Origin of the sequence: Allosphingosinicella indica (assembly GCF_900177405.1) — a bacterium.
Taxonomy (GTDB): Bacteria; Pseudomonadota; Alphaproteobacteria; order Sphingomonadales; family Sphingomonadaceae; genus Allosphingosinicella; species Allosphingosinicella indica.
Genome location: NZ_LT840185.1, coordinates 2,523,418 through 2,541,152, shown reverse-complemented (window position 1 = coordinate 2,541,152; position 17,735 = coordinate 2,523,418). Strand labels below are relative to the sequence as shown.

The 17,735-nt window shown below is 68.5% G+C and carries 22 protein-coding genes; 8 read left to right on the top strand and 14 right to left on the bottom strand.

From position 1 onward, the window contains the following. Positions 1-205 precede the first annotated feature (205 nt). The gene (locus B9N75_RS12575; protein WP_085219106.1) at positions 206-1,324 is read left to right on the top strand and encodes a serine hydrolase domain-containing protein; all 1,119 of its coding nucleotides are present in this window, start codon (positions 206-208) and stop codon (positions 1,322-1,324) included. Between the two features lie 10 nt (positions 1,325-1,334). Here B9N75_RS12575 and B9N75_RS12570 read toward each other — a convergent pair whose 3' ends face one another. Beyond that, positions 1,335-2,621 (bottom strand): acetamidase/formamidase family protein, encoded by a 1,287-nt coding sequence (locus tag B9N75_RS12570; protein ID WP_244552352.1) that lies wholly within the window; start codon positions 2,619-2,621, stop codon positions 1,335-1,337. A gap of 119 nt (positions 2,622-2,740) precedes the next feature. Between B9N75_RS12570 and fsa the strand changes: the two genes are divergently transcribed. Then, positions 2,741-3,394, top strand: coding sequence for a fructose-6-phosphate aldolase (fsa, locus tag B9N75_RS12565; RefSeq protein WP_085219105.1), 654 nt, complete (start codon positions 2,741-2,743; stop codon positions 3,392-3,394). A 52-nt stretch (positions 3,395-3,446) separates the two neighbouring features. Here fsa and B9N75_RS14120 read toward each other — a convergent pair whose 3' ends face one another. Then, on the bottom strand, positions 3,447-4,046 hold the full coding sequence (locus tag B9N75_RS14120; protein WP_157123835.1) for a hypothetical protein: 600 nt from the start codon (positions 4,044-4,046) through the stop codon (positions 3,447-3,449). 123 nt (positions 4,047-4,169) lie between these two features. On the opposite strand from B9N75_RS14120, the gene B9N75_RS12560 reads away from it, so the two are divergent. Both B9N75_RS12560 and B9N75_RS12555 read left to right on the top strand, forming a co-directional pair. After that, complete coding sequence (locus B9N75_RS12560) at positions 4,170-4,730, top strand: DUF484 family protein (RefSeq protein ID WP_085219104.1); 561 nt, start codon at positions 4,170-4,172, stop codon at positions 4,728-4,730. Beyond that, positions 4,715-5,638, top strand: coding sequence for a tyrosine recombinase XerC (locus B9N75_RS12555; protein ID WP_085219103.1), 924 nt, complete (start codon positions 4,715-4,717; stop codon positions 5,636-5,638). Before B9N75_RS12560 ends, B9N75_RS12555 begins: the two co-directional genes overlap by 16 nt. Here the strand turns inward: B9N75_RS12555 and B9N75_RS12550 are convergent, their stop codons facing one another. The 7 genes from B9N75_RS12550 to rsmI all read right to left on the bottom strand — a co-directional run bounded on the left by B9N75_RS12550 (position 5,639) and on the right by rsmI (position 9,815). Further along, on the bottom strand, positions 5,639-6,031 hold the full coding sequence (locus B9N75_RS12550; protein WP_157123834.1) for a hypothetical protein: 393 nt from the start codon (positions 6,029-6,031) through the stop codon (positions 5,639-5,641). After that, positions 5,982-6,374 (bottom strand): hypothetical protein, encoded by a 393-nt coding sequence (locus B9N75_RS12545; RefSeq protein ID WP_085219101.1) that lies wholly within the window; start codon positions 6,372-6,374, stop codon positions 5,982-5,984. Before B9N75_RS12545 ends, B9N75_RS12550 begins: the two co-directional genes overlap by 50 nt. Beyond that, complete coding sequence (locus B9N75_RS12540) at positions 6,371-6,844, bottom strand: hypothetical protein (protein ID WP_157123832.1); 474 nt, start codon at positions 6,842-6,844, stop codon at positions 6,371-6,373. Before B9N75_RS12540 ends, B9N75_RS12545 begins: the two co-directional genes overlap by 4 nt. 160 nt (positions 6,845-7,004) lie before the next feature. Next, a complete protein-coding gene (locus B9N75_RS12535) occupies positions 7,005-7,613 on the bottom strand; it encodes a DedA family protein (protein ID WP_085219099.1) in 609 nt (202 codons plus the stop codon). Continuing rightward, positions 7,610-8,563 (bottom strand): glutathione synthase, encoded by a 954-nt coding sequence (gene gshB / locus B9N75_RS12530; RefSeq protein ID WP_085219098.1) that lies wholly within the window; start codon positions 8,561-8,563, stop codon positions 7,610-7,612. Before gshB ends, B9N75_RS12535 begins: the two co-directional genes overlap by 4 nt. Before the next feature lie 74 nt (positions 8,564-8,637). After that, positions 8,638-8,988 (bottom strand): YraN family protein, encoded by a 351-nt coding sequence (locus tag B9N75_RS12525; RefSeq protein WP_085219097.1) that lies wholly within the window; start codon positions 8,986-8,988, stop codon positions 8,638-8,640. After that, on the bottom strand, positions 8,985-9,815 hold the full coding sequence (gene rsmI / locus B9N75_RS12520; protein ID WP_085219667.1) for a 16S rRNA (cytidine(1402)-2'-O)-methyltransferase: 831 nt from the start codon (positions 9,813-9,815) through the stop codon (positions 8,985-8,987). Before rsmI ends, B9N75_RS12525 begins: the two co-directional genes overlap by 4 nt. A gap of 13 nt (positions 9,816-9,828) precedes the next feature. Between rsmI and B9N75_RS12515 the strand changes: the two genes are divergently transcribed. Then, the gene (locus tag B9N75_RS12515) at positions 9,829-11,010 is read left to right on the top strand and encodes a penicillin-binding protein activator (RefSeq protein WP_085219096.1); all 1,182 of its coding nucleotides are present in this window, start codon (positions 9,829-9,831) and stop codon (positions 11,008-11,010) included. 202 nt (positions 11,011-11,212) lie between these two features. Here the strand turns inward: B9N75_RS12515 and hemW are convergent, their stop codons facing one another. From hemW to rph, 3 genes are read right to left on the bottom strand one after another with little or no spacing between them, the layout of a single operon-like run. Further along, the gene (gene hemW, locus B9N75_RS12510) at positions 11,213-12,373 is read right to left on the bottom strand and encodes a radical SAM family heme chaperone HemW (RefSeq protein ID WP_085219095.1); all 1,161 of its coding nucleotides are present in this window, start codon (positions 12,371-12,373) and stop codon (positions 11,213-11,215) included. Further along, complete coding sequence (gene rdgB, locus B9N75_RS12505) at positions 12,370-13,020, bottom strand: RdgB/HAM1 family non-canonical purine NTP pyrophosphatase (protein ID WP_085219094.1); 651 nt, start codon at positions 13,018-13,020, stop codon at positions 12,370-12,372. Before rdgB ends, hemW begins: the two co-directional genes overlap by 4 nt. Beyond that, complete coding sequence (gene rph / locus B9N75_RS12500; protein ID WP_085219093.1) at positions 13,017-13,748, bottom strand: ribonuclease PH; 732 nt, start codon at positions 13,746-13,748, stop codon at positions 13,017-13,019. The genes rdgB and rph overlap by 4 nt, the downstream gene beginning before the upstream one ends. Positions 13,749-13,855: 107 nt before the next feature. Here rph and hrcA point away from each other — a divergent pair, with 107 nt between their 5' ends. The 3 genes from hrcA to B9N75_RS12485 are packed head-to-tail and all read left to right on the top strand — an operon-like array spanning position 13,856 to position 16,669. Beyond that, on the top strand, positions 13,856-14,899 hold the full coding sequence (gene hrcA, locus B9N75_RS12495; RefSeq protein WP_085219092.1) for a heat-inducible transcriptional repressor HrcA: 1,044 nt from the start codon (positions 13,856-13,858) through the stop codon (positions 14,897-14,899). Beyond that, entirely contained in the window at positions 14,896-15,447 is a 552-nt protein-coding gene (gene grpE / locus B9N75_RS12490) for a nucleotide exchange factor GrpE (protein WP_085219091.1), read from the top strand. Before hrcA ends, grpE begins: the two co-directional genes overlap by 4 nt. After that, positions 15,440-16,669: a threonine synthase gene (locus B9N75_RS12485; RefSeq protein WP_085219090.1), complete on the top strand. Its 1,230-nt coding sequence runs from the start codon at positions 15,440-15,442 to the stop codon at positions 16,667-16,669. Before grpE ends, B9N75_RS12485 begins: the two co-directional genes overlap by 8 nt. Here the strand turns inward: B9N75_RS12485 and B9N75_RS12480 are convergent. Together B9N75_RS12480 and B9N75_RS12475 are read right to left on the bottom strand one after the other, a co-directional pair. Next, a complete protein-coding gene (locus tag B9N75_RS12480; protein WP_085219089.1) occupies positions 16,642-17,106 on the bottom strand; it encodes a vgr related protein in 465 nt (154 codons plus the stop codon). The two genes, B9N75_RS12485 and B9N75_RS12480, sit on opposite strands and share 28 nt — an antisense overlap. Before the next feature lie 115 nt (positions 17,107-17,221). Further along, positions 17,222-17,680, bottom strand: coding sequence for a copper chaperone PCu(A)C (locus B9N75_RS12475; protein WP_085219088.1), 459 nt, complete (start codon positions 17,678-17,680; stop codon positions 17,222-17,224). Positions 17,681-17,735: the final 55 nt, after the last annotated feature.

Genomic DNA, 17,735 nt, shown 5'->3' with positions numbered 1-17,735 from the left:
CCATCTAGGATGCGCTTGGCGTCCGGTCCAACTTCGCCGCGCGCCGGATTCGCAAGAACGGACAACCGGTCGCAGCGGTAAGCACGGTAACAAGGGCTCCCGGCGCGGGGGCGCGCGAAGGGATGGGGGATGGTTCTACCGCGAATAATCAGCGGCATGATGATCGGATTGTTGGGCACGACCGCAGCGGCTGCGGCGGGGCTCGATGCGCGCGACCGGGCGGCGATCGAGGCGATGGAGCAGCGCATCGTCGCGCTGCCGCGCGCACCGGCAGGCGGAGCCGCCCGCGCCGCTGCTGCGCCGGATGGCGGAAACCAAGGTGCCCGCGGTCAGCATCGCGTTCATCGAGGACGGGCGCGTCAAATGGGCGCGGGCTTACGGGCAGGCCGCGGCCGGCCGGCGAGTGACGACGCGAACGCGCTTCCAGGCGGCGTCGCTGAGCAAGGCGGTGGCCGCGGCGGGCGCGCTGCGCATGGCCGAGCGCGGGGTGATCGATCTGGATGCCGACGTGGCGCCGCGCCTGCGGGGCTGGCGGCTGCCGGTCGCCGATCCCGGCAAGGGCGAAAGCGTGACGCTGCGCCGGCTGCTCAGCCATACCGCCGGGCTGACCCTCGGCGGTTATCCGGGCTATGCGGCAGGCGAGCCGGTGCCGACCATTGTCGAGAGCCTGTCTGGCGCGGTGCCTTCGAACACGCCCGCCGTCCGCGCCTTCGCGCCGCCGGGTGCCAAGCTCGCTTATTCGGGCGGTGGCTACAGCGTGGCGCAGCTTGCGATGAGCGAGGCGGCACGGCGCGATTTCGCATTGCTGATGCGCGATCGCGTGCTGAAGCCGGCGGGGATGGCGCATTCCGCGTTCGCGCGCTTCTCCGATCGCGAGACCGCGGTGGGCCATGACGAGACCGGCGCGCAGATCTGGGGCGGCAGCCATCGCTATTCCGAGCTCGCCGCGGCGGGGCTTTGGACGACGCCGTCGGACTATGGCCGCTTCCTCATCGCGATCCAGAAATCCTGGGCAGGTGAACAAGGAGCGTTGCTGAGCCGATCGAGCGCGCAGGCGATGGCGACGCCAGTGCTCGGCGACTATGGCCTCGGCGTGATCGCGCTCGACCGGGGCGGGCGGCGCATCATTACCCACGGCGGCAGCAACGCGGGGTTCCAGTGCCGCTTCACCGCCCTCCTCGACGGATCGCGCCAGGGCCTGGTGGTGATGACCAACGGCGACAATGGCGGCGCGCTGGCGGCGGCGATCCAGCGCACGGTGGCCGGGGCCTATGGCTGGGACGACACTTCGGCGCCGCCGACCCCGCGCGCGCCGGATAGCTGAGCCGAGCCGGTCAAGGCGCGGCTGCCGCAAGTCCCGCCAGCCGCGCCTTGGCGATGCCGGCGGCCATGCCGACATTCTGGCCGGCGAGGGTGGCGACGCGATATTCGGCGGCGCTGCCGAGGATGACCGCGGCGTCGGAGAGCGTGAGGCCGTAGGTCTGCTCCAGCCATTGGGTGAGGCCGGCGGTCGCAAGCTTGATCGCATCTTCGGTGGTTCCCGACTGGCCGATCGCCCAGAGGTGCGTCGCCGTCTCGACGCGCGGTGTCGCGATGCGGCTTTTCTTGACGAGTGTCGCGGTGAAGGTGACGTCCATCGAGGTTTCGAGCGCGAACTGGCTGGTCTCGCCGTCGCCCTGCGCGGCATGGGCGTCGCCGATGTAGAGCAGGCCGCCGGGCTGCTCGACGGGGAGATCGACGGTCGCGCCGGCGCCGATCTCGTTGAAATCCATGTTGCCGCCGAAGCGGCCCGTGTCGCCGGTCGAGGGCGGCGCGAAGCCGAACGGCGGGGCGAGCGCGATGCCGCCGAGCATGGGCTTCAGCGGGATCTCATAGCCCGCGAGCCGCCCCTCCGGCCGCGCGACGCCGCGCGCGCGATCGACCGTCCAGCGGACAGGCTTGCCGAGATCGCCGGCCCGGGCCGCGGTGGCGCGGGTCTGGGCACGGCCGACGAGCATGTCGAGGCTGTCGGCCCAGTCGCGATTGGGCGTCAGCGCATCGATACGGATGGCGAGCGTGTCGCCGGCTTCGGCGCCGGCGACGAAGAAGGGGCCAGTCTGCGGATTGCCGTAGAGCGCGCGCGTCTTGCCGGCGCTGTCGACGCCGCCGGAATCGATCGTCTCGGTCTGCACCGTGTCGCCCGAGCGGATGACGAGCACGGGCGCGCGATCGGCGGAGAAGAGGTTGGAGAAATCCGCGGGCGTGTAGCGGTGCGTGCGGGGCGGGCCATCGGCGGAGGCGATGCGGCGGGCGGTAAAGGCATGGCGGACGCGCTTGGTTCGGTCCTGCGTGTCGGGAAGGGTTGCGGTGCCATTTATTGTTGCGCCATCGACGCGCCCTTCGAAGCGGGCATCGCCGGTCTCGATCAGGATCGACTTCCCGTTGCGCGTCACGCGCGCGGGCGCACCGTCCAGCGTGCCTTCGGATGCGCCGGGCTCGATCAGCAGCGACTGGCTGAAGGTGTTGCCCCACCGATCGGTGCGCACCACCCATTGATCGGCCGCGAGCGCGGGACAGGCCGCAAGCACCGCACATCCCAGAGCTATCCACCGCATCGCCACCTCGCTTCCGATCTCAACCACATCTGTAGTCGCCGTGTCGGGAAAGGGAAGCCCCGCGGTACGCGGGCTCGCGGCGGGGTGACGCGCGGGGCGGGGGCGCTATAGGGTGCGGCGACTCATTTTCCTGCAGGATCGCACCCATGAAATTCTTCGCCGACACCGCCGACATCGCCGACATCCGCGAGCTTGCCGAGGCGGGTCTCGTCGATGGCGTCACCACCAACCCGTCGCTGATCCACAAATCGGGCCGCGATTTCATGGAAGTGACGCGCGAAATCTGCGGGATCGTGAAGGGGCCGGTCTCTGCCGAAGTGGTTGCGACCGACCATGACGCGATGATGCGCGAGGCGGAAATCCTGCGGAAGATCGCCGACAATATCGCGGTGAAGGTGCCGCTGACGATCGACGGCCTCAAGACCTGCCGCAAGCTGACATCGGACGGGACGATGGTGAACGTCACGCTCTGCTTCTCGGCGAACCAGGCGCTGCTCGCGGCCAAGGCGGGAGCGACCTTCGTCTCGCCCTTCGTCGGCCGTCACGACGACGTCGGCTATCCCGGCATGGAGCTGATCGCCGACATCCGCCTCGTCTACGACAATTACGATTTCCGCACTGAGATCCTGGTCGCGAGCGTGCGCAACCCGATCCACGTCCACGATGCCGCCAAGCTCGGTGCCGACGTGATGACCGCGCCGCCGAGCGTGATCCGCCAGCTCGTCAAGCACCCACTCACCGACAACGGCCTCAAGGCTTTCCTCGCGGACTGGGAAAAGACGGGACAGAAGATCGGCTGATTTGAGAGGGGGCTTGCTTTTGACGGTCGGTTCAGGAGCATGAAAGCATAAACTAGGGTTGCGGGCTCTTGATAGTGGCGCGATAGCGCTCAACAACAATGGGAGCCTTGTCCACCCAATCGCCGGCTAAGGAAAGTTTGTGCATTACCTCTCCATCAAGCCAATTTAATTCGCAACTCTGCATCCAATTATCCAATGCTTTGCGGTCACATTTAACGTAGATGTCCGGATGTTTTTCATAAGTTACGTAGACTAAATTCTGTTTCTTATAACGGCCTTGAGACCGCCACAGGCGCATAGACTCTCGTGTTTCCTCAAGTTCTACGGCCTCCGTAACGGGTGGATGCAGAGGTAGTGAGGAGGGAATCCACTGAAATATATCGTTGGGCTTTGTGATATAGGCCAAACTCCACGATGCGCCGAGTTGCCACCCCGTTACCTTGTCGACCTGGCCGAGAATAGATTGCCAAAACCAGCTTGGCATCTGGACTTCTGCGGCGTCATCCCACTGATTGATAAGGGTGTCGTTCGACTGAGGAAACCGGTATTGATTACCTCCAATCTCGATAACTCTCCATCCGGCCTCGCCGCCAGATGGAAGGGCAGCTTCCACTTGCAGCAGCGCGGCCCAGAGGATCGTTAAGGCATTCATTAGGCTGGCTTACAAGGACGCTGCGAAAGGGTCAAAAAATTGTTGTTCAGTGCCAACTAAGCCCCTCCATCAAAGCGTCCTTTCCCCATCGCTTCTTAACCATATTCGGGTTAGCCTCCCTTCATGGGCAGGGTGATCAGCTTCGAGAATGGTGCGCTGGCGAGCCTGCGCGCGCGGGTCGCGGCGGCGGAGGAGGCCAATCAGGACCTCATCGCCTTCGCGCGCGGCCATTCGGGCGCGGTCGCCTCGATCCATGAAGCGGTGCTCGCGGCGATCGAGGCCGAGGGGTTCGATCATTTGATCCATGTCGTGACGCAGGACTGGCCGCAGATATTGGGGCTCGACGCCGTCGCGGTCGGCCTCCATGCCGGCGACAAGGGGCTGCGCGCCGATGCGTCGGGGATGCAATTCGTCGATCCGCGGCTGATCGATCGGGCGATCGCGCCGTTCGACGGCGTGGTGCTGCGCAGCGTCGATCGCGGCCATCCGCTGTTCGGCCCGGCGTGCGAGCTGATCCGCGCCGAAGCACTGATCGCGCTCGACAGCGAGCCGCCTTTGCCGCGCGGGCTGCTCGCGCTCGGCCAGCGCGCCGCGCAGGGCTTCGAGACGCGGCAGGGCTCCGAACTTCTCCTCTTCCTGGGGCGCGTGCTGACGCGCAGCATGGCCCGGTGGTTGATGCCCTGATCGATCACCCCGCCCGCGATCTCGTCGCGGCATGGGGCGCGCATCTGGCGGAGGGCCGGCGACGGTCCGAGCATACCGTCCGCGCTTATGTGGCGACCGCGCACCGGCTGATCCTATTTCTGGGACAGCATCGCGGTGGCGCCGTCGATGGGGCGGCGCTGACCACGCTCACCGCCGCGGACCTGCGCGCTTACCTCGGCGCGCGGCGGCAGGAGGGGCTGGGCAACGCCTCGGCGGCGCGCGAGCTTTCCGCGGTGCGCGGCTTCCTGGCGTTCGCGGCGCAGGCGCAGGGCGCCGCCGCCGATCTCCCCCGGCTCAAAGGGCCGAAACGGGCGCGGAGCGTACCGCGGCCGATCTCGCCCGACGAGGCGGTCGCGCTGGCGGAAGATGCGGCGGAGGATGCGTCCGAGCCGTGGATCGCGGCGCGCGACCAGGCGGTGCTGCTGCTGCTCTACGGCTGCGGATTGCGTGTTGCGGAGGCGCTGGCGCTGATTGGCGCGGCGCTGCCGCTGGGCGAGACGCTGAGCGTCACCGGCAAGCGCGCCAAGACGCGGATCGTGCCGCTGCTGGGTCCGGTGCGCGAGGCGATCGAAAGCTATCTGCAGTTATCGCCGTGGCCGGTGGAGCGGGGGGCGCCGCTGTTCCGCGGCGCGCGGGGTGGACCGCTCAGGGGCGAGATCGTCCGGCGGGCGGTGCGGGGCGCTCGGGCGCGGCTGGGGCTTTCGGAGCGGACGACGCCGCATGCGCTGCGCCACAGCTTCGCGACGCATCTGCTGGGGCGCGGCGCCGACCTCAGGTCGCTGCAGGAACTGCTCGGCCACGCCAGCCTGTCCTCGACGCAAATCTACACGGCGGTCGATGCCGCGCATCTGATGGACGTCTATCGCAACGCCCACCCGCGCGCCTGATCATTCGGCGGCGAGGCGCAGCAACTCGACCTCGCGGCGGAGGCGCTGGATTTCCAGATCATAGACCGTGCCGCAATCGATCCGCTGCGGCTTGCGGCCAAGCGGGATGGTGACCCGTGCATAGGCGAGCGCGGACTGGTCGCGCTGATCGGAGATGATCGCGCGGGCGTTGTCGACCGGCTTGGCGGCGGTGCCGGCCATGCCGAGATCGAGATAGGCGCCGTTGCTGTTCATGCTCTGGCGGCAGCGGGTGCCGCTCGCCGTCTCGATCGAATCCTCGCCGCCGGGGCCGCCGGGCGCGGGGGGCAAATAGACGCCCTCCGCCGCCAGCCCCGCCGAAGCGTCAGCGAGCAGCAATGCGACGGGCAGAAAGCTTCGAGCAAACGCGCGCATGGACGGTTCCTTGTTCGGGCATCTCGCGCTCCGCGCAGACGCGGAACTGATAGGTTTCGCCGGGCGCGAGGCCGCGGGCGATGACGAGGATTGAGCGGTTCTGCTTCGACCCCAACCGGACGCGATCGGGGACGATGGCAACGCGCTCCTGCCGCGCCTCGTCGTCGAGGCCGACAGGATAGGCGAAAAACTCCGCCGGGCGATCGTAGGGGTTCATGACGGTGAGGTAGAAGGCCTTGCCGTCGCCGTCGGTGATGCCCTGCTTGGCAAGCGGGCCGAGCCCGACCGCGGCAGCGGGCGCGGCCACCGCGGCGATCAGCAGCAGGGCGGCGAGGCGCTTCATTGCTGGCAGGTCGCGATCGTGGTGACGGTGTAGCTACCGCCGTCGAAGCCATTGGCGCTCTGCACGCGGGCGTTGACGGTGAAGAGATCGAGCAGGCCCGAAAGCGTCTGCGTCGAGCTGGCCGACGTATAGGGCTGGGGCGTGCCGCGGCTCGACGTGTAGCGGATCTGCGTGGTCGCACCGCCGCCCCAGCCCGAAGGCCCGGAGAGGGTGGGCGCGGAGAAGGTGATGCGCGGCGCGGCGCCGATCGCCACCACTGCCATCGTCGCGGCGCTGCCGCCCGAGATTTCCGAGCCGAGCGTCGTGCCGTCCGACGAAGCGGCGAGGCGCCCGGTGGTATCGATCGTCAGCACGCAACTGTTGATCAGCGACGTCGTGAACGTGACGTCCGCCGCAGCCGCGGGCGAGACGAGCAGAAGAGACGCCGCAGCCGCAAGTGGCGCGGAAAAGAGCAATGATTTGGACGACATGGCGTTTACCGATCCCTTGCGGTGCAACGCCATCCATTTCTGGTCAAAGCGGTAAACGAAGTGCTAACCTTGGAACGAGAACTTCCGCCGAATAATCGATCCGAAATGGAAACGATCGGCCTTTCTCTAGGGACTCACCGGCGAGTAAGTCATCGCAAATTTATTTGTTGGGATGTCTTTTACGCCAAGTCAGTTGTCGCCAGACGTAGAGGAGAAGGATTGCAGCGATGACGATGATGGACAATGGACCCAAGATCTTGTCGACTTCGGCGAATCGCTGGCCGAGGAAATATCCCGCGATCGCAAGTCCCGCGCTCCAGCCGGCAGTGCCGACGGTAGACCAGAGCAGGAACGTCTTGAGCCGCATGTGAAGAAGCCCGGCGGGGATGGAGATGACCGAGCGTATCGTCGGCATCATCCGGCCGAGGCCGACGATGAGGCCGCCGTAACGGCCGAACAACCGCTCCGCCTTTTCGACATCGGGCCAGTCGACGGTGATCCAGCGGCCGTAACGCTCGATAAGCGGGCGAAACCGTTCGATGCCGATGACGCGGGCAAGAAGATACCAGAAGAAATTGCCGAACATCGCGCCCGCGGTTCCGGCAGCGATCACGCCCCAAAGGCTCATCGTGCCCTGGCCGGCGCGCACCCCGGCGAGCGACATGATGACTTCCGACGGGATCGGCGGAAACACGGTCTCGATAAACATCAGGAACATGACGCCCCAATAGCCGCCCTCGTCGAGGAGGCGGAAAACCCAGTCCGTCATGCGTTTGCGATCTTTCCTTCGATACAGTCCCAGATGAGGGCCGGCGTGTCGGTGCCGTTGAAACGGTCGATGGCGACGATGCCGGTGGGAGAGGTGACGTTGATCTCGGTGAGCCATTCGCCGCCGATGACGTCGATGCCGACGAAGAACAGACCGCGCGCCCTGAGCTCCGGCCCGATCGCGGCGCAGATCTCCTCCTCGCGTGAGGTAAGGCCGGTCTTGGCCGCCTTACCGCCGACGGCGAGGTTGGAGCGGATCTCGCCTTCGCCGGGGATGCGGTTGACCGCGCCGGTGACTTCGCCGTCGACGAAGACGATGCGCTTGTCGCCCTCGGCAACGCCGGGAAGGAAGGCCTGCACCATGTGCGGCTCGCGATAGGCGGTGTTGAAGACTTCGATCAGCGAGGAGAGGTTGGCGCCGTCACTAGCGATCTTGAAGATCGCCTTGCCGCCGTTGCCGTGGAGCGGCTTGACGACGATCTCGCCATGCTCGGCGAGGAAGGCGCGCGCCTCGTCGACCGAGCGGGTGACCAGCGTCGGCGGCATGAAGCGCGCGAAATCGAGCACCCAGACCTTTTCGGGCGCGTTGCGGACGCTGGCGGGATCGTTGATCACCAGCGTCTCGCCCTGCACCCGCTCGAGCAGGTGGGTCGCGGTGATGTAGCCGAGATCGAACGGCGGGTCCTGCCGCATCAGCACGACATCGGTGTCGCGGCCAAGATCGAGCGTCACCGGATCGCCGACCTGGAAATGATCGCCCTCGACGCGCTGGACGGTGACGGGACGCGCCTGCGTCCAGACGCGGCCGTCGGCGTAGTTCAGATCCTCGGCGGCATAGTGGAAGAGCTTGTGCCCGCGCGCCTGCGCGCCGAGCATGATCGCGAAGGTCGAATCGCCGGCGATGTTGACGCTTTCCAGCGGGTCCATCTGGACCGCGACGCGAAGGGACATGACCCGAGACACTCCTGCTACCGCCCGGGCTCAGGGCAGACGGTGGGGGTGAATAGGGAAGAGCTTGGCGTCTGTCACCCGTGCCAGACATTGGCGAGGTGGCGGGGCCAGCGGCCGTGGACCACGAACAGCGCATCGATGCGGATGTCGTCGCCTGCGCGGGCGTAGCGCGGGGCGAGTGCTTCGGCCGCAGCGGCGACGCGGCGGAGGCGGTATTCGTCGAGCGCGAAGGCGGAGGCTTCGGCGGTGCCGCGCGCCTTGACCTCGACGAAGGCGAGCGTGCGGCCGCGGCGGGCGACGAGATCGACTTCGCCGCGCGGGGTGCGGACGCGCTGGGCGAGAATGCGCCAGCCCTTGAGGCGGAGCCACCAAGCGGCGATCGTCTCGGCGCGGCGGCCGTCCCGCTCCGCCGCGCGCCGGTTCATTTGAGCGCCTGTGCCCGTTCGTAGACGTCGCGGCGTGGCAGACCGAGCGCTGCCGCCACCTCGGCCGCGGCGCGCGACGGCGAGAGGCGGGTCATCGCCTCGGCGAGCGCCGCGTCGACGTCGACGGCAGCGGGCGGGGCTGCTTCGCCCGGCGGGCCGACGGTGACGACGATCTCGCCCTTCGGCGTCTCGTTGGCGTAGCGGCGGGCGAGCTCGGCCAAGGTGCCGGTCACCGTCTCCTCGAATTTCTTGCTGATCTCGCGCGAGACCGACGCTTCGCGTTCGCCGAGACCGGCGGCCAGCGCGGCGAGCGTCGCGCCGAGGCGGGGGCCGCTTTCGTAGAAGATCAAGGTAGCGCGGATCGCGGCGAGTTCGGCGATCGCCGTCGCCTTGGCGCCCTGCTTGGCGGGGAGGAAGCCGACGAAGAGGAAGCGATCGGTGGGCAGGCCGGAGAGGGTGAGCGCGGCGATCGCGGCGCAGGGGCCGGCGACGGTGTGGATCGCGACCCCGGCGGCGCGCGCGTCGCGGACCAGCTTGTAGCCGGGATCGGAGATCAGGGGCGTGCCCGCGTCCGAGACAAGCGCGATCGCCTCGCGGGCCATGCGCGCGATCAGCCCCGCGCGAACATCGGCGCTGCTGTGATCGTGATAGGGGATCATCGGCCGGCGGACGCCGATATGGTGAAGCAGCTTGGCCGTGACCCGGCTGTCTTCGACCGCGATCGCATCGGCGCGGCTCAGGACGTCGGCGGCATGGGGCGACAGATCGGAAAGATTGCCGATCGGCGTCGCGACGATATAGAGGCCGGGTGTAAGCGTTTCAGGCATCAGGGGATCGGTCATGGCAGAGCAGCTCGGCAAACGGCAAGGGCGGCGCGCGTTCCTGACCGCGCTCGGCATGGCGGGGCTGTCGCTCGCCGTCGCGGGCTGTATCCCACGCACCGAGACGCGGCCGCTGCCGCCGACCGAGCGCCCCGTCGAGACGCCAACACCGACTCCAGGCCTGCCGGGGGACGAGGCACGCAACCGCGTCGCGGTGCTCGTGCCGCTCTCGGGCGAAAATGGCGGGGTCGGCCGGTCGATCGCCAATGCGGCGAACCTGGCATTGCTCGATGCGGGCGGCGAGGCGATCCGCATCACCACCTACGACACCGCGAACGGCGCTGCCGCGGCGGCCAACCAGGCGCTCGCCGAGGGCAACCGGCTGTTCCTGGGGCCGCTGCTTGCGGACGATGTGAGCGCGGTCGCGCCGATCGCGCGGAAAGCGGACGTCCCCGTCATCGCCTTCTCCAACGACGTCAGCGTCGCGGGGAACGGCGTCTATATCCTGGGCTACAACCCCAGCCAGTCGATCGACCGTGTCGTCGAACATGCGCGATCGAAGGGCATGGAGCGCTTCGCAGGCGTGGTGCCGGACGGGGTCTATGGGCGGCGCGCAGGGCAGGCGCTGATGGATTCGGTGCAGCGGCGCGGCGGGCGGCTGGTCGGCTTGCAGACCTACGACCGCAGCCCCGCCGGACTCAAGTCGGCGATCGGGCGGCTCGGCGAGCAATCGGCTTATGATGCGGTGCTGATCGCCGACAGCGGCCGGATCGCGATGACCGCGGCGCCGCTGCTGAAGGCGCAGGCGGCGAGCGCGCAATTGCTCGGCACCGAGCTGTGGAAGGCGGATTCGGACCTCGGCAAGACGACCGCGATGCGCGGCGCGTGGTTCGCGAGCGTGCCGGATGCGCTCTTCAACCAGTTCCGGACGCGCTATCGCGCCCGCTACAACGTAACGCCCTACCGGCTCGGCAGCCTCGGCTATGATTCGGTGCTGCTGGCGGTGCGCGTCGGCCGTGACTGGAAGATCGGGCGGCCGTTCCCCGAGCAGGCGCTGCGCAGCGGCGAGGGCTTCATGGGCGTCGACGGCGCGTTCCGCTTCGGCCGCGACGGCGTGGCGCAGCGCGCGCTGGAAGTGCAGCAGGTCGGCGCGACGGGCTTCACCGTGATCGCGCCCGCGCCGCGCGGGTTCGGCAGCTAGGTCGTATCGGCATTCAACTTCCCCTCCCTGGCAAGGGAGGGGATCAAGGGGTGGGTTAAGGCACGAGCGAGGCTCGATGCCTCGCTCGGGGCTTTTCTCGCTGGTGGCGATGAGTCTTTGCAGGCGCGCAGACACGCGCACCCACCCCCACCCCCTCCCTGCCAGCAGGGAGGGGAGCGATTTCGTTGAATGTCGATACCACCTAGACCCGCACCACTTCGGGCAGGATTGCGTCAAGCAGCAGCATCCCGCGCGGGGTGACGGCGAGGCGATCGCCTTCGCGGGTCAGGAGATGCTGCCGGGCGAGCCGATCGATGGCGGCATCGTCGACGATCTCCGCCGGCGTGCGATCGGCGAGGCGGGCGATGCGCGACAGATCGACGCCTTCGCGGAGGCGGAGGCCCATCAGCAGCGCCTCGACGGCGCGGTCGGAGCGAGGGATGTCCTGCTCCTCGACCAAGCCGTGGCGGTTGCGGCCGATCGCGGCGAGCCAATTCTCGGGCTTGCGGTGGCGCTGGGTGCGCTGCCCGCCGCGCCGCCCGTGCGCGCCGGGGCCGACGCCGGCGTAGGATTGGTAGCGCCAGTAAGCGAGATTGTGACGGCTCTCCGCGCCCGGCCGTGCGTGGTTGGAGATTTCGTAGGCCGGGAGGCCCGCCGCTTCGGTGAGCGCCTGGGTGATCTCGTAGAGCGCGGCGGCATGATCGGGATCGGCGGGGACGAGTTCGCCTCTGGCGGCGAGCGTCGCGAAGCGCGTCCCCGGCTCGATGGTGAGCTGGTAGAGCGACAGATGCTCGGTGCCGAAGGCGAGCGCGCGGCTGAGCTGGTCGCCCCATCCGGCCTCGCTCTGGCCGGGCAGCGCGTAGATCAGATCGAAGCTGACGCGCGGGAAGGCGGCCTGCGCGGTCTCCAGCGCCGCCAGGCCTTCGGCGACGCCATGCGCGCGGCCGAGGAAGGCGAGCGCCGCATCGTCGAGCGACTGGAGACCGAGCGAGACGCGGTTGACGCCCGCTGCGGCGATATTGGCGAAACGCGCCGCCTCGACCGAGGAGGGGTTGGCTTCGAGCGTGATCTCGATGCCGTCGGCGAAGCCCCAGTTGCGCTCGGCTGCGTCGAGGATCGCCGCGACTGTCTCCGGCGGCATCAGCGAGGGCGTGCCGCCGCCGAAGAAGATCGAGATCAGCCGCTTTCCCCGGATTGCCGCCGCTTCGTGCGCGAGATCGGCGAGCATGGCATCGCGCCACGCCGCCTGATCTACCGCGTCACGGACGTGGCTGTTGAAATCGCAATAGGGGCATTTCGAGACACAGAACGGCCAATGGACGTAGAGCGCAAGCGCCTCGTCCGCGGCGGAGGTGGTGTTCAATCGATCAGCGCCGCCACCAGCTTGCCGAACGCTTCCGCGCGGTGGCTGATCGCGTGCTTCCGGTCGGGGTCCATCTCGGCGAAGGTCTTGTCGCTGTCGATCGGCACGAAGATCGGATCGTAGCCGAAGCCCTTGTCGCCGCGCGGCGGCCAGACGAGCGTGCCGTGGACGCGGCCCTCGAAAATCTCGCACTGGCCGTCGTCGGGCCAGCAAAGCGCCAGCGCGCAGACGAAATGCGCGTCGCGGCTTGCATCCGGCCCGAGCGCGGCGAGTTCGGTTTCTACGCGCTGCATCGCGCGGCCGAAATCGCGCGGTGCCTCAGCATCGCCCGGCTCGCCGTCCGCGGGCACGGGGGCGGGGGCCTCGGCCCAGCGCGCCGAATAGATGCCGGGCGCGCCGTTCAGCGCATCGACGCTGAGCCCGCTGTCGTCGGCGAGCGCGGGGAAGCCGGAGAGATCGGCGGCGAAACGCGCCTTAAGCTCGGCATTGTCGACGAAGCTGTTCCCGGTCTCCTCGGGATCCGGGAGGTCGAGATCGGCGGCGGAGACAGGCTCGATCCCATACGGGCCGAGCAGCTCGGCGATCTCGCGGATCTTGCCGGGATTGTGGCTGGCGATGACCAGCTTGCCGGGCTGGAGCTTCCTCATCGCGCGGCAGCCGCCGCGGTGACCGCCGCGTCCTGCGCCGCGAAAATCTGGTTGCAGCCGATGCGGGCGAGGCGGAGCAGGCGGAGCAGCCCTTCCTCGTCATAGCATTCACCCTCGGCCGTCACCTGCGCCTCGACGATATTGCCATCGCCGGTCAGCACGAAATTGCCGTCGCAGCCGGCCTGGCTGTCCTCGTCATAATCGAGATCGAGCACCGCCTGGCCGCCGTGGAAGCCGCAGCTTACCGCCGCGACCTTCTGGCGGATGGGATCGGCCTCGAGCTGGCCGCCGGCGATCAGCTTGTCGACCGCGATACGGAGCGCGACCCACGCGCCTGAGATCGCCGCGGTGCGGGTGCCGCCATCGGCCTGGATGACGTCGCAATCGAGCGTGATCTGCCGCTCGCCGAGCGCCTCGAGATCGACGATCGCGCGCAAGGAGCGGCCGATAAGGCGCTGGATTTCCTGCGTGCGGCCGGATTGCTTGCCGCCCGCGGCCTCGCGCCGGCCGCGGGTGTGGGTGGCGCGGGGCAGCATGCCGTATTCCGCGGTGACCCAGCCCTTGCCCTTGCCGCGCAGCCACGGCGGCAGGCTGGTCTCGACCGATGCGGTGCACAGCACGCGGGTGTCGCCGAAGCTGACCAGCACGCTGCCTTCGGCGTGGCGGGTGAAGCCCGGCTCGATGAGAATCGCCCGCATCTGATCGGGCGCGCGTCCGGAGGGGCGCATGCATATCCTTTCGATTGGTTGCGCGGCACTTAGCTTTGGGGGCCGCGTCATGCCAGCCCTCAACGTCCGGGGTGACGAAAGAAGGCGGGCGACTTACATGGAGGTGCATGACGACCGCGCCCGTTTCCGAGCTGACCGACCGCGCGCGCGACGTGTTCCGGATGGTGGTCGAATCCTATCTCGATTCCGGCCTGCCGGTGGGATCGCGCACCGTCTCGCGGCTGCCCGGAATAAACCTCTCGCCCGCCTCGATCCGTAACGTCATGCAGGATCTGGAGGAACTGGGGCTGCTCGCCCACCCGCACACCTCGGCGGGGCGGGTGCCGACGGAAGGGGGCCTCCGTCTCTTCGTCGACGGGATCATGCAGGGCGCCGAGCCGAGCGAAGAGGAGCGTGCGGCGATCTCCGCGGGGCTGCGCGCCGGCGGGCCGATCGAGGAAGCGCTCGCCGCAGCGACGACGGCCTTGTCCGGCCTTTCCGCCTGCGCGGGGATCGTGCTGGTGCCCAAGCGCGAGCCGGTGCTGAAGCAGATCGGCTTCGTCCAGCTTTCGCCTGCCCAAGCGCTGGCGGTGATGGTGGGCGCGGACGGCAGCGTCGAGAATCGCGTCGTCGATCTTCCGGCGGGAGTCGGCGCATCGGCGCTCGCCGAAGTGGGCAATTATATCAACGCGCGGCTTTCCGGCCTGACCTTGCGCGAGGCGCAGCTTCGCCTCGCGGACGAGATAGCGGCGGGGGAAGCGGCGCTCGACAGCGTGTCGCAGGAGCTGGTCGCGCGCGGACTTGCGATCTGGTCGGAGGACGGAGCGAGGCGGCCGGTGCTAATCGTCCGCGGCCAAGCCAATCTCATCGATCCGTCCGCCGCCGCGGATCTCGAACGGGTGCGCCAGCTCCTCGACGAGCTGGAGGGCAAGGAGGAGATCGCCCGGCTGCTCGAACGCGCGCGCGCCGGCAAGGGGATGAAGATCTTCATCGGATCGGAGAACAAGCTGTTCTCGCTTTCCGGATCGTCGGTGATCGCAGCGCCCTATCGCGGCGCGGACGGCCGCGTCGTCGGCGTCGTCGGCGTGATCGGGCCGACGCGGTTGAACTACGCGCGCGTCGTGCCCATGGTGGATTTCACGGCACAGACATTATCGAGATTGATGGCATGAACGAAGACGGAAAGCTGCACGACGAGGCCGAGGAAATCCGCGTGGAGACCGCGGCGGACGCGCCCGAGCTGGAGCAGCAGGACAGGCTGACCGAACTGGAGCGCGAGTTGGAGGAGGCGCGCCAGAACGTCCTCTATGCGCAGGCCGAGACGCAGAACGTGCGGCGGCGGCTGGAGATGGAGAAGCAGGCCGCCTCCGCTTACGCCGCGACAAGTTTCGCGCGCGACATATTGAGCGTGAAGGATAATTTGGAGCGCGCATTGGCCTCGATTCCGGAGGAATTGCGCGCCGACGACAAATGGAAGGGTCTGCTGACCGGCATCGAGGCGACGGGGCGCGAGATCGACAGCGTATTCCAGCGCCACGGCATCACCCGCGTCGAGGCGATGGGCCAGCCGCTCGACCCCAACCGCCACCAGGCGATGCTCGAAGTGCCGAGCGCGGATGCAACACCGGGCACGATCGTCCAGGAAATGCAGGCGGGCTATATGATCAAGGACCGGCTGCTCCGCCCCGCGCTCGTCGGAGTGGCCAAGGCGGGTGGCTGATCCCGCCCGAAGGCGTTTCGTTTCCCACCTCGAATGCTCGCTGACCGGCGAACGCTATGAGGCCGGGCGGCTGCACGGCCTGTCGCGCGCGGGAAAGCCTTTGCTCGTCCGCTACGATCTCAACGCGGTGCGCGCGGCGTTCGACCCAACGGCGCTGGCCGCGCGCCCGCATGACATGTGGCGGTTTGCCGAACTGCTGCCGCATGGCGACATCACGCGGCTGACGCTCGGCGAGACCGCGACGCCGCTGATCGCGCTGGCCAGAATCGGCGCGGACACGGGCGCGCGGGCGCCGCTGGTGAAGGACGAAGGGCGGCTCCCGACGGGTTCGTTCAAGGCGCGCGGGCTGGCGATGGCGGTGGCGATGGCGGCCGAATTGGGTGTCGAGCGGATCGGGATGCCGACCAACGGCAACGCCGGCGCCGCGCTCGCGGCTTATGCCGCGCGGCTGGGGATCGCGGCGACGATCTTTTGCCCGGCCGACACGCCCGAGACCAACATTCGTGAAACGGCCGCGCTAGGCGCGCGGGTGTTTCGCGTCGACGGGCTGATCGACGATTGCGGCGCGATCGTCGCCAGGGGGGCTGCAGCGGGGCGTTGGCTCGACTTTTCGACGCTGAAGGAGCCGTATCGGATCGAGGGCAAGAAGACGATGGGGCTGGAGCTCGCCGAGCAGCTCGGCTGGCGGCTGCCCGACGCGATCTTCTATCCCACGGGAGGCGGCACCGGCCTCATCGGCATGTGGAAGGCGTTCGACGAGCTGGAGGCGATCGGGCTGATCGGCCCCGAGCGGCCGAAGATGTTCGCAGTGCAGGCCGAAGGGTGCGCGCCGATCGTCCGCGCGTTCGAGGCGGGCGCCGACCATGCCGAGCGCTGGGAGGATGCGCATACCGCCGCGGCCGGCATCCGCGTGCCCAAGGCGATCGGCGATTTTCTGATCCTGCGCGCGGTGCGCGAGAGCGGCGGGCGGGCGCTTGCCGTGTCGGACGCGGCGATTGCCGACGGCGTCGCGCGCGTTGCCCGGCGCGACGGACTGCTGCTCTGTCCGGAAGGCGCGGCGACGCTCGTAGCCTGGGAGCAGGCTCTTAGTAGCGGCTTCGTCAGTGCGGACGATCGCGTCGTGCTGTTCAATTGCGCGACCGGCCTCAAATATCCGCTGCCGGAAGACGGCGAACACTTCTCCGGCTCGCTCGATCAGGCGATGGGGACCAGCCCGGCGTAAGCGGCGAGGGGCGCCGCGCCCGGGAGCGTGTAGCCGCGTTCCGCGAGGAAGGCGTGGCGGACGATCTCGGCCTGCTGTTCGAGGCCGTAAAGTTCGAGCGGGCGGCCGAGCTCCAGCGTGTAGCCGTAGCGGCAGAAGGGGTGGCGCATCAGCGGCAGGTAGAAACGGCCGCGGTGCTGCGCCTGCCAGACGTGGGTCATCTCGTGAAGGAACAGGCCCTGGAGGCCGATGTCGGCGGCGGCGAAATCCGCGCGCCAGAGATCGCCGTGCGGGTGGAAATGGATGTGGCCGCAGGGCGCCATCGCGACGTGGCGCGGCTGGAAGGGAAACCATTTGCGGCGCCGGATGCGAACGGGCGCATAATCGATCGCATCGCCGAAGATGGTCCGCGCGAGCGCGATTTCGCCGGCAGTGAGCGGGCGGGATGTGTCGCTCATGTCGTGACCCGGGATGTTGTTCCCCGGCGAACGCCGGGGTCCAAAGCGGCGCCGGGCGCTGCGATGCCGTCAGGTGCTGGGCCCCGGCTTTCGCCGGGGAACAGGCAGGTTTGCGTCAATGTCCGGAGTGGCCACCGCCGCCGGGGGCGACGAGCTTGGCTTGCACGGTCACCGGCTGCGCGCCCGCGAAGGAGAAGGTGAGCGGGATCGTACCGCCGGCCTTGAGCGCCGGATCGACGCCGAACAGCATGAGATGCTTGCCGCCGGGCTCGAACGCGACGCGGACGCCGGGCGTGAGCGGCACTTCGGCGATAGCTTCCATGCGCATCACGCCGCCTTCGTTCATGCTCTCGTGCAGTTCGACGCGCTCGGCGCCCTGCGCGGTCACCCCGGTCAGCGTGTCCTTGGCGCCGCGCGCGGTGATGGCGAAATAGCCGGCGCCAGGGCGGCCGGAGACGGCGGGGAGGCGCACCTCCGCATTCTCGATCGCGATCGGCGATGCGGGTTCGGACGGGCCGCATCCGGCGAGCGCGGAAAGGGCGGCGGCGAGGGCGAGGGAGGAGGCGATGCGCATGGCGCTTTCCCTAGCCACGCCCGCGCCTTGTCGCAATCGAAACGCCACCTATATC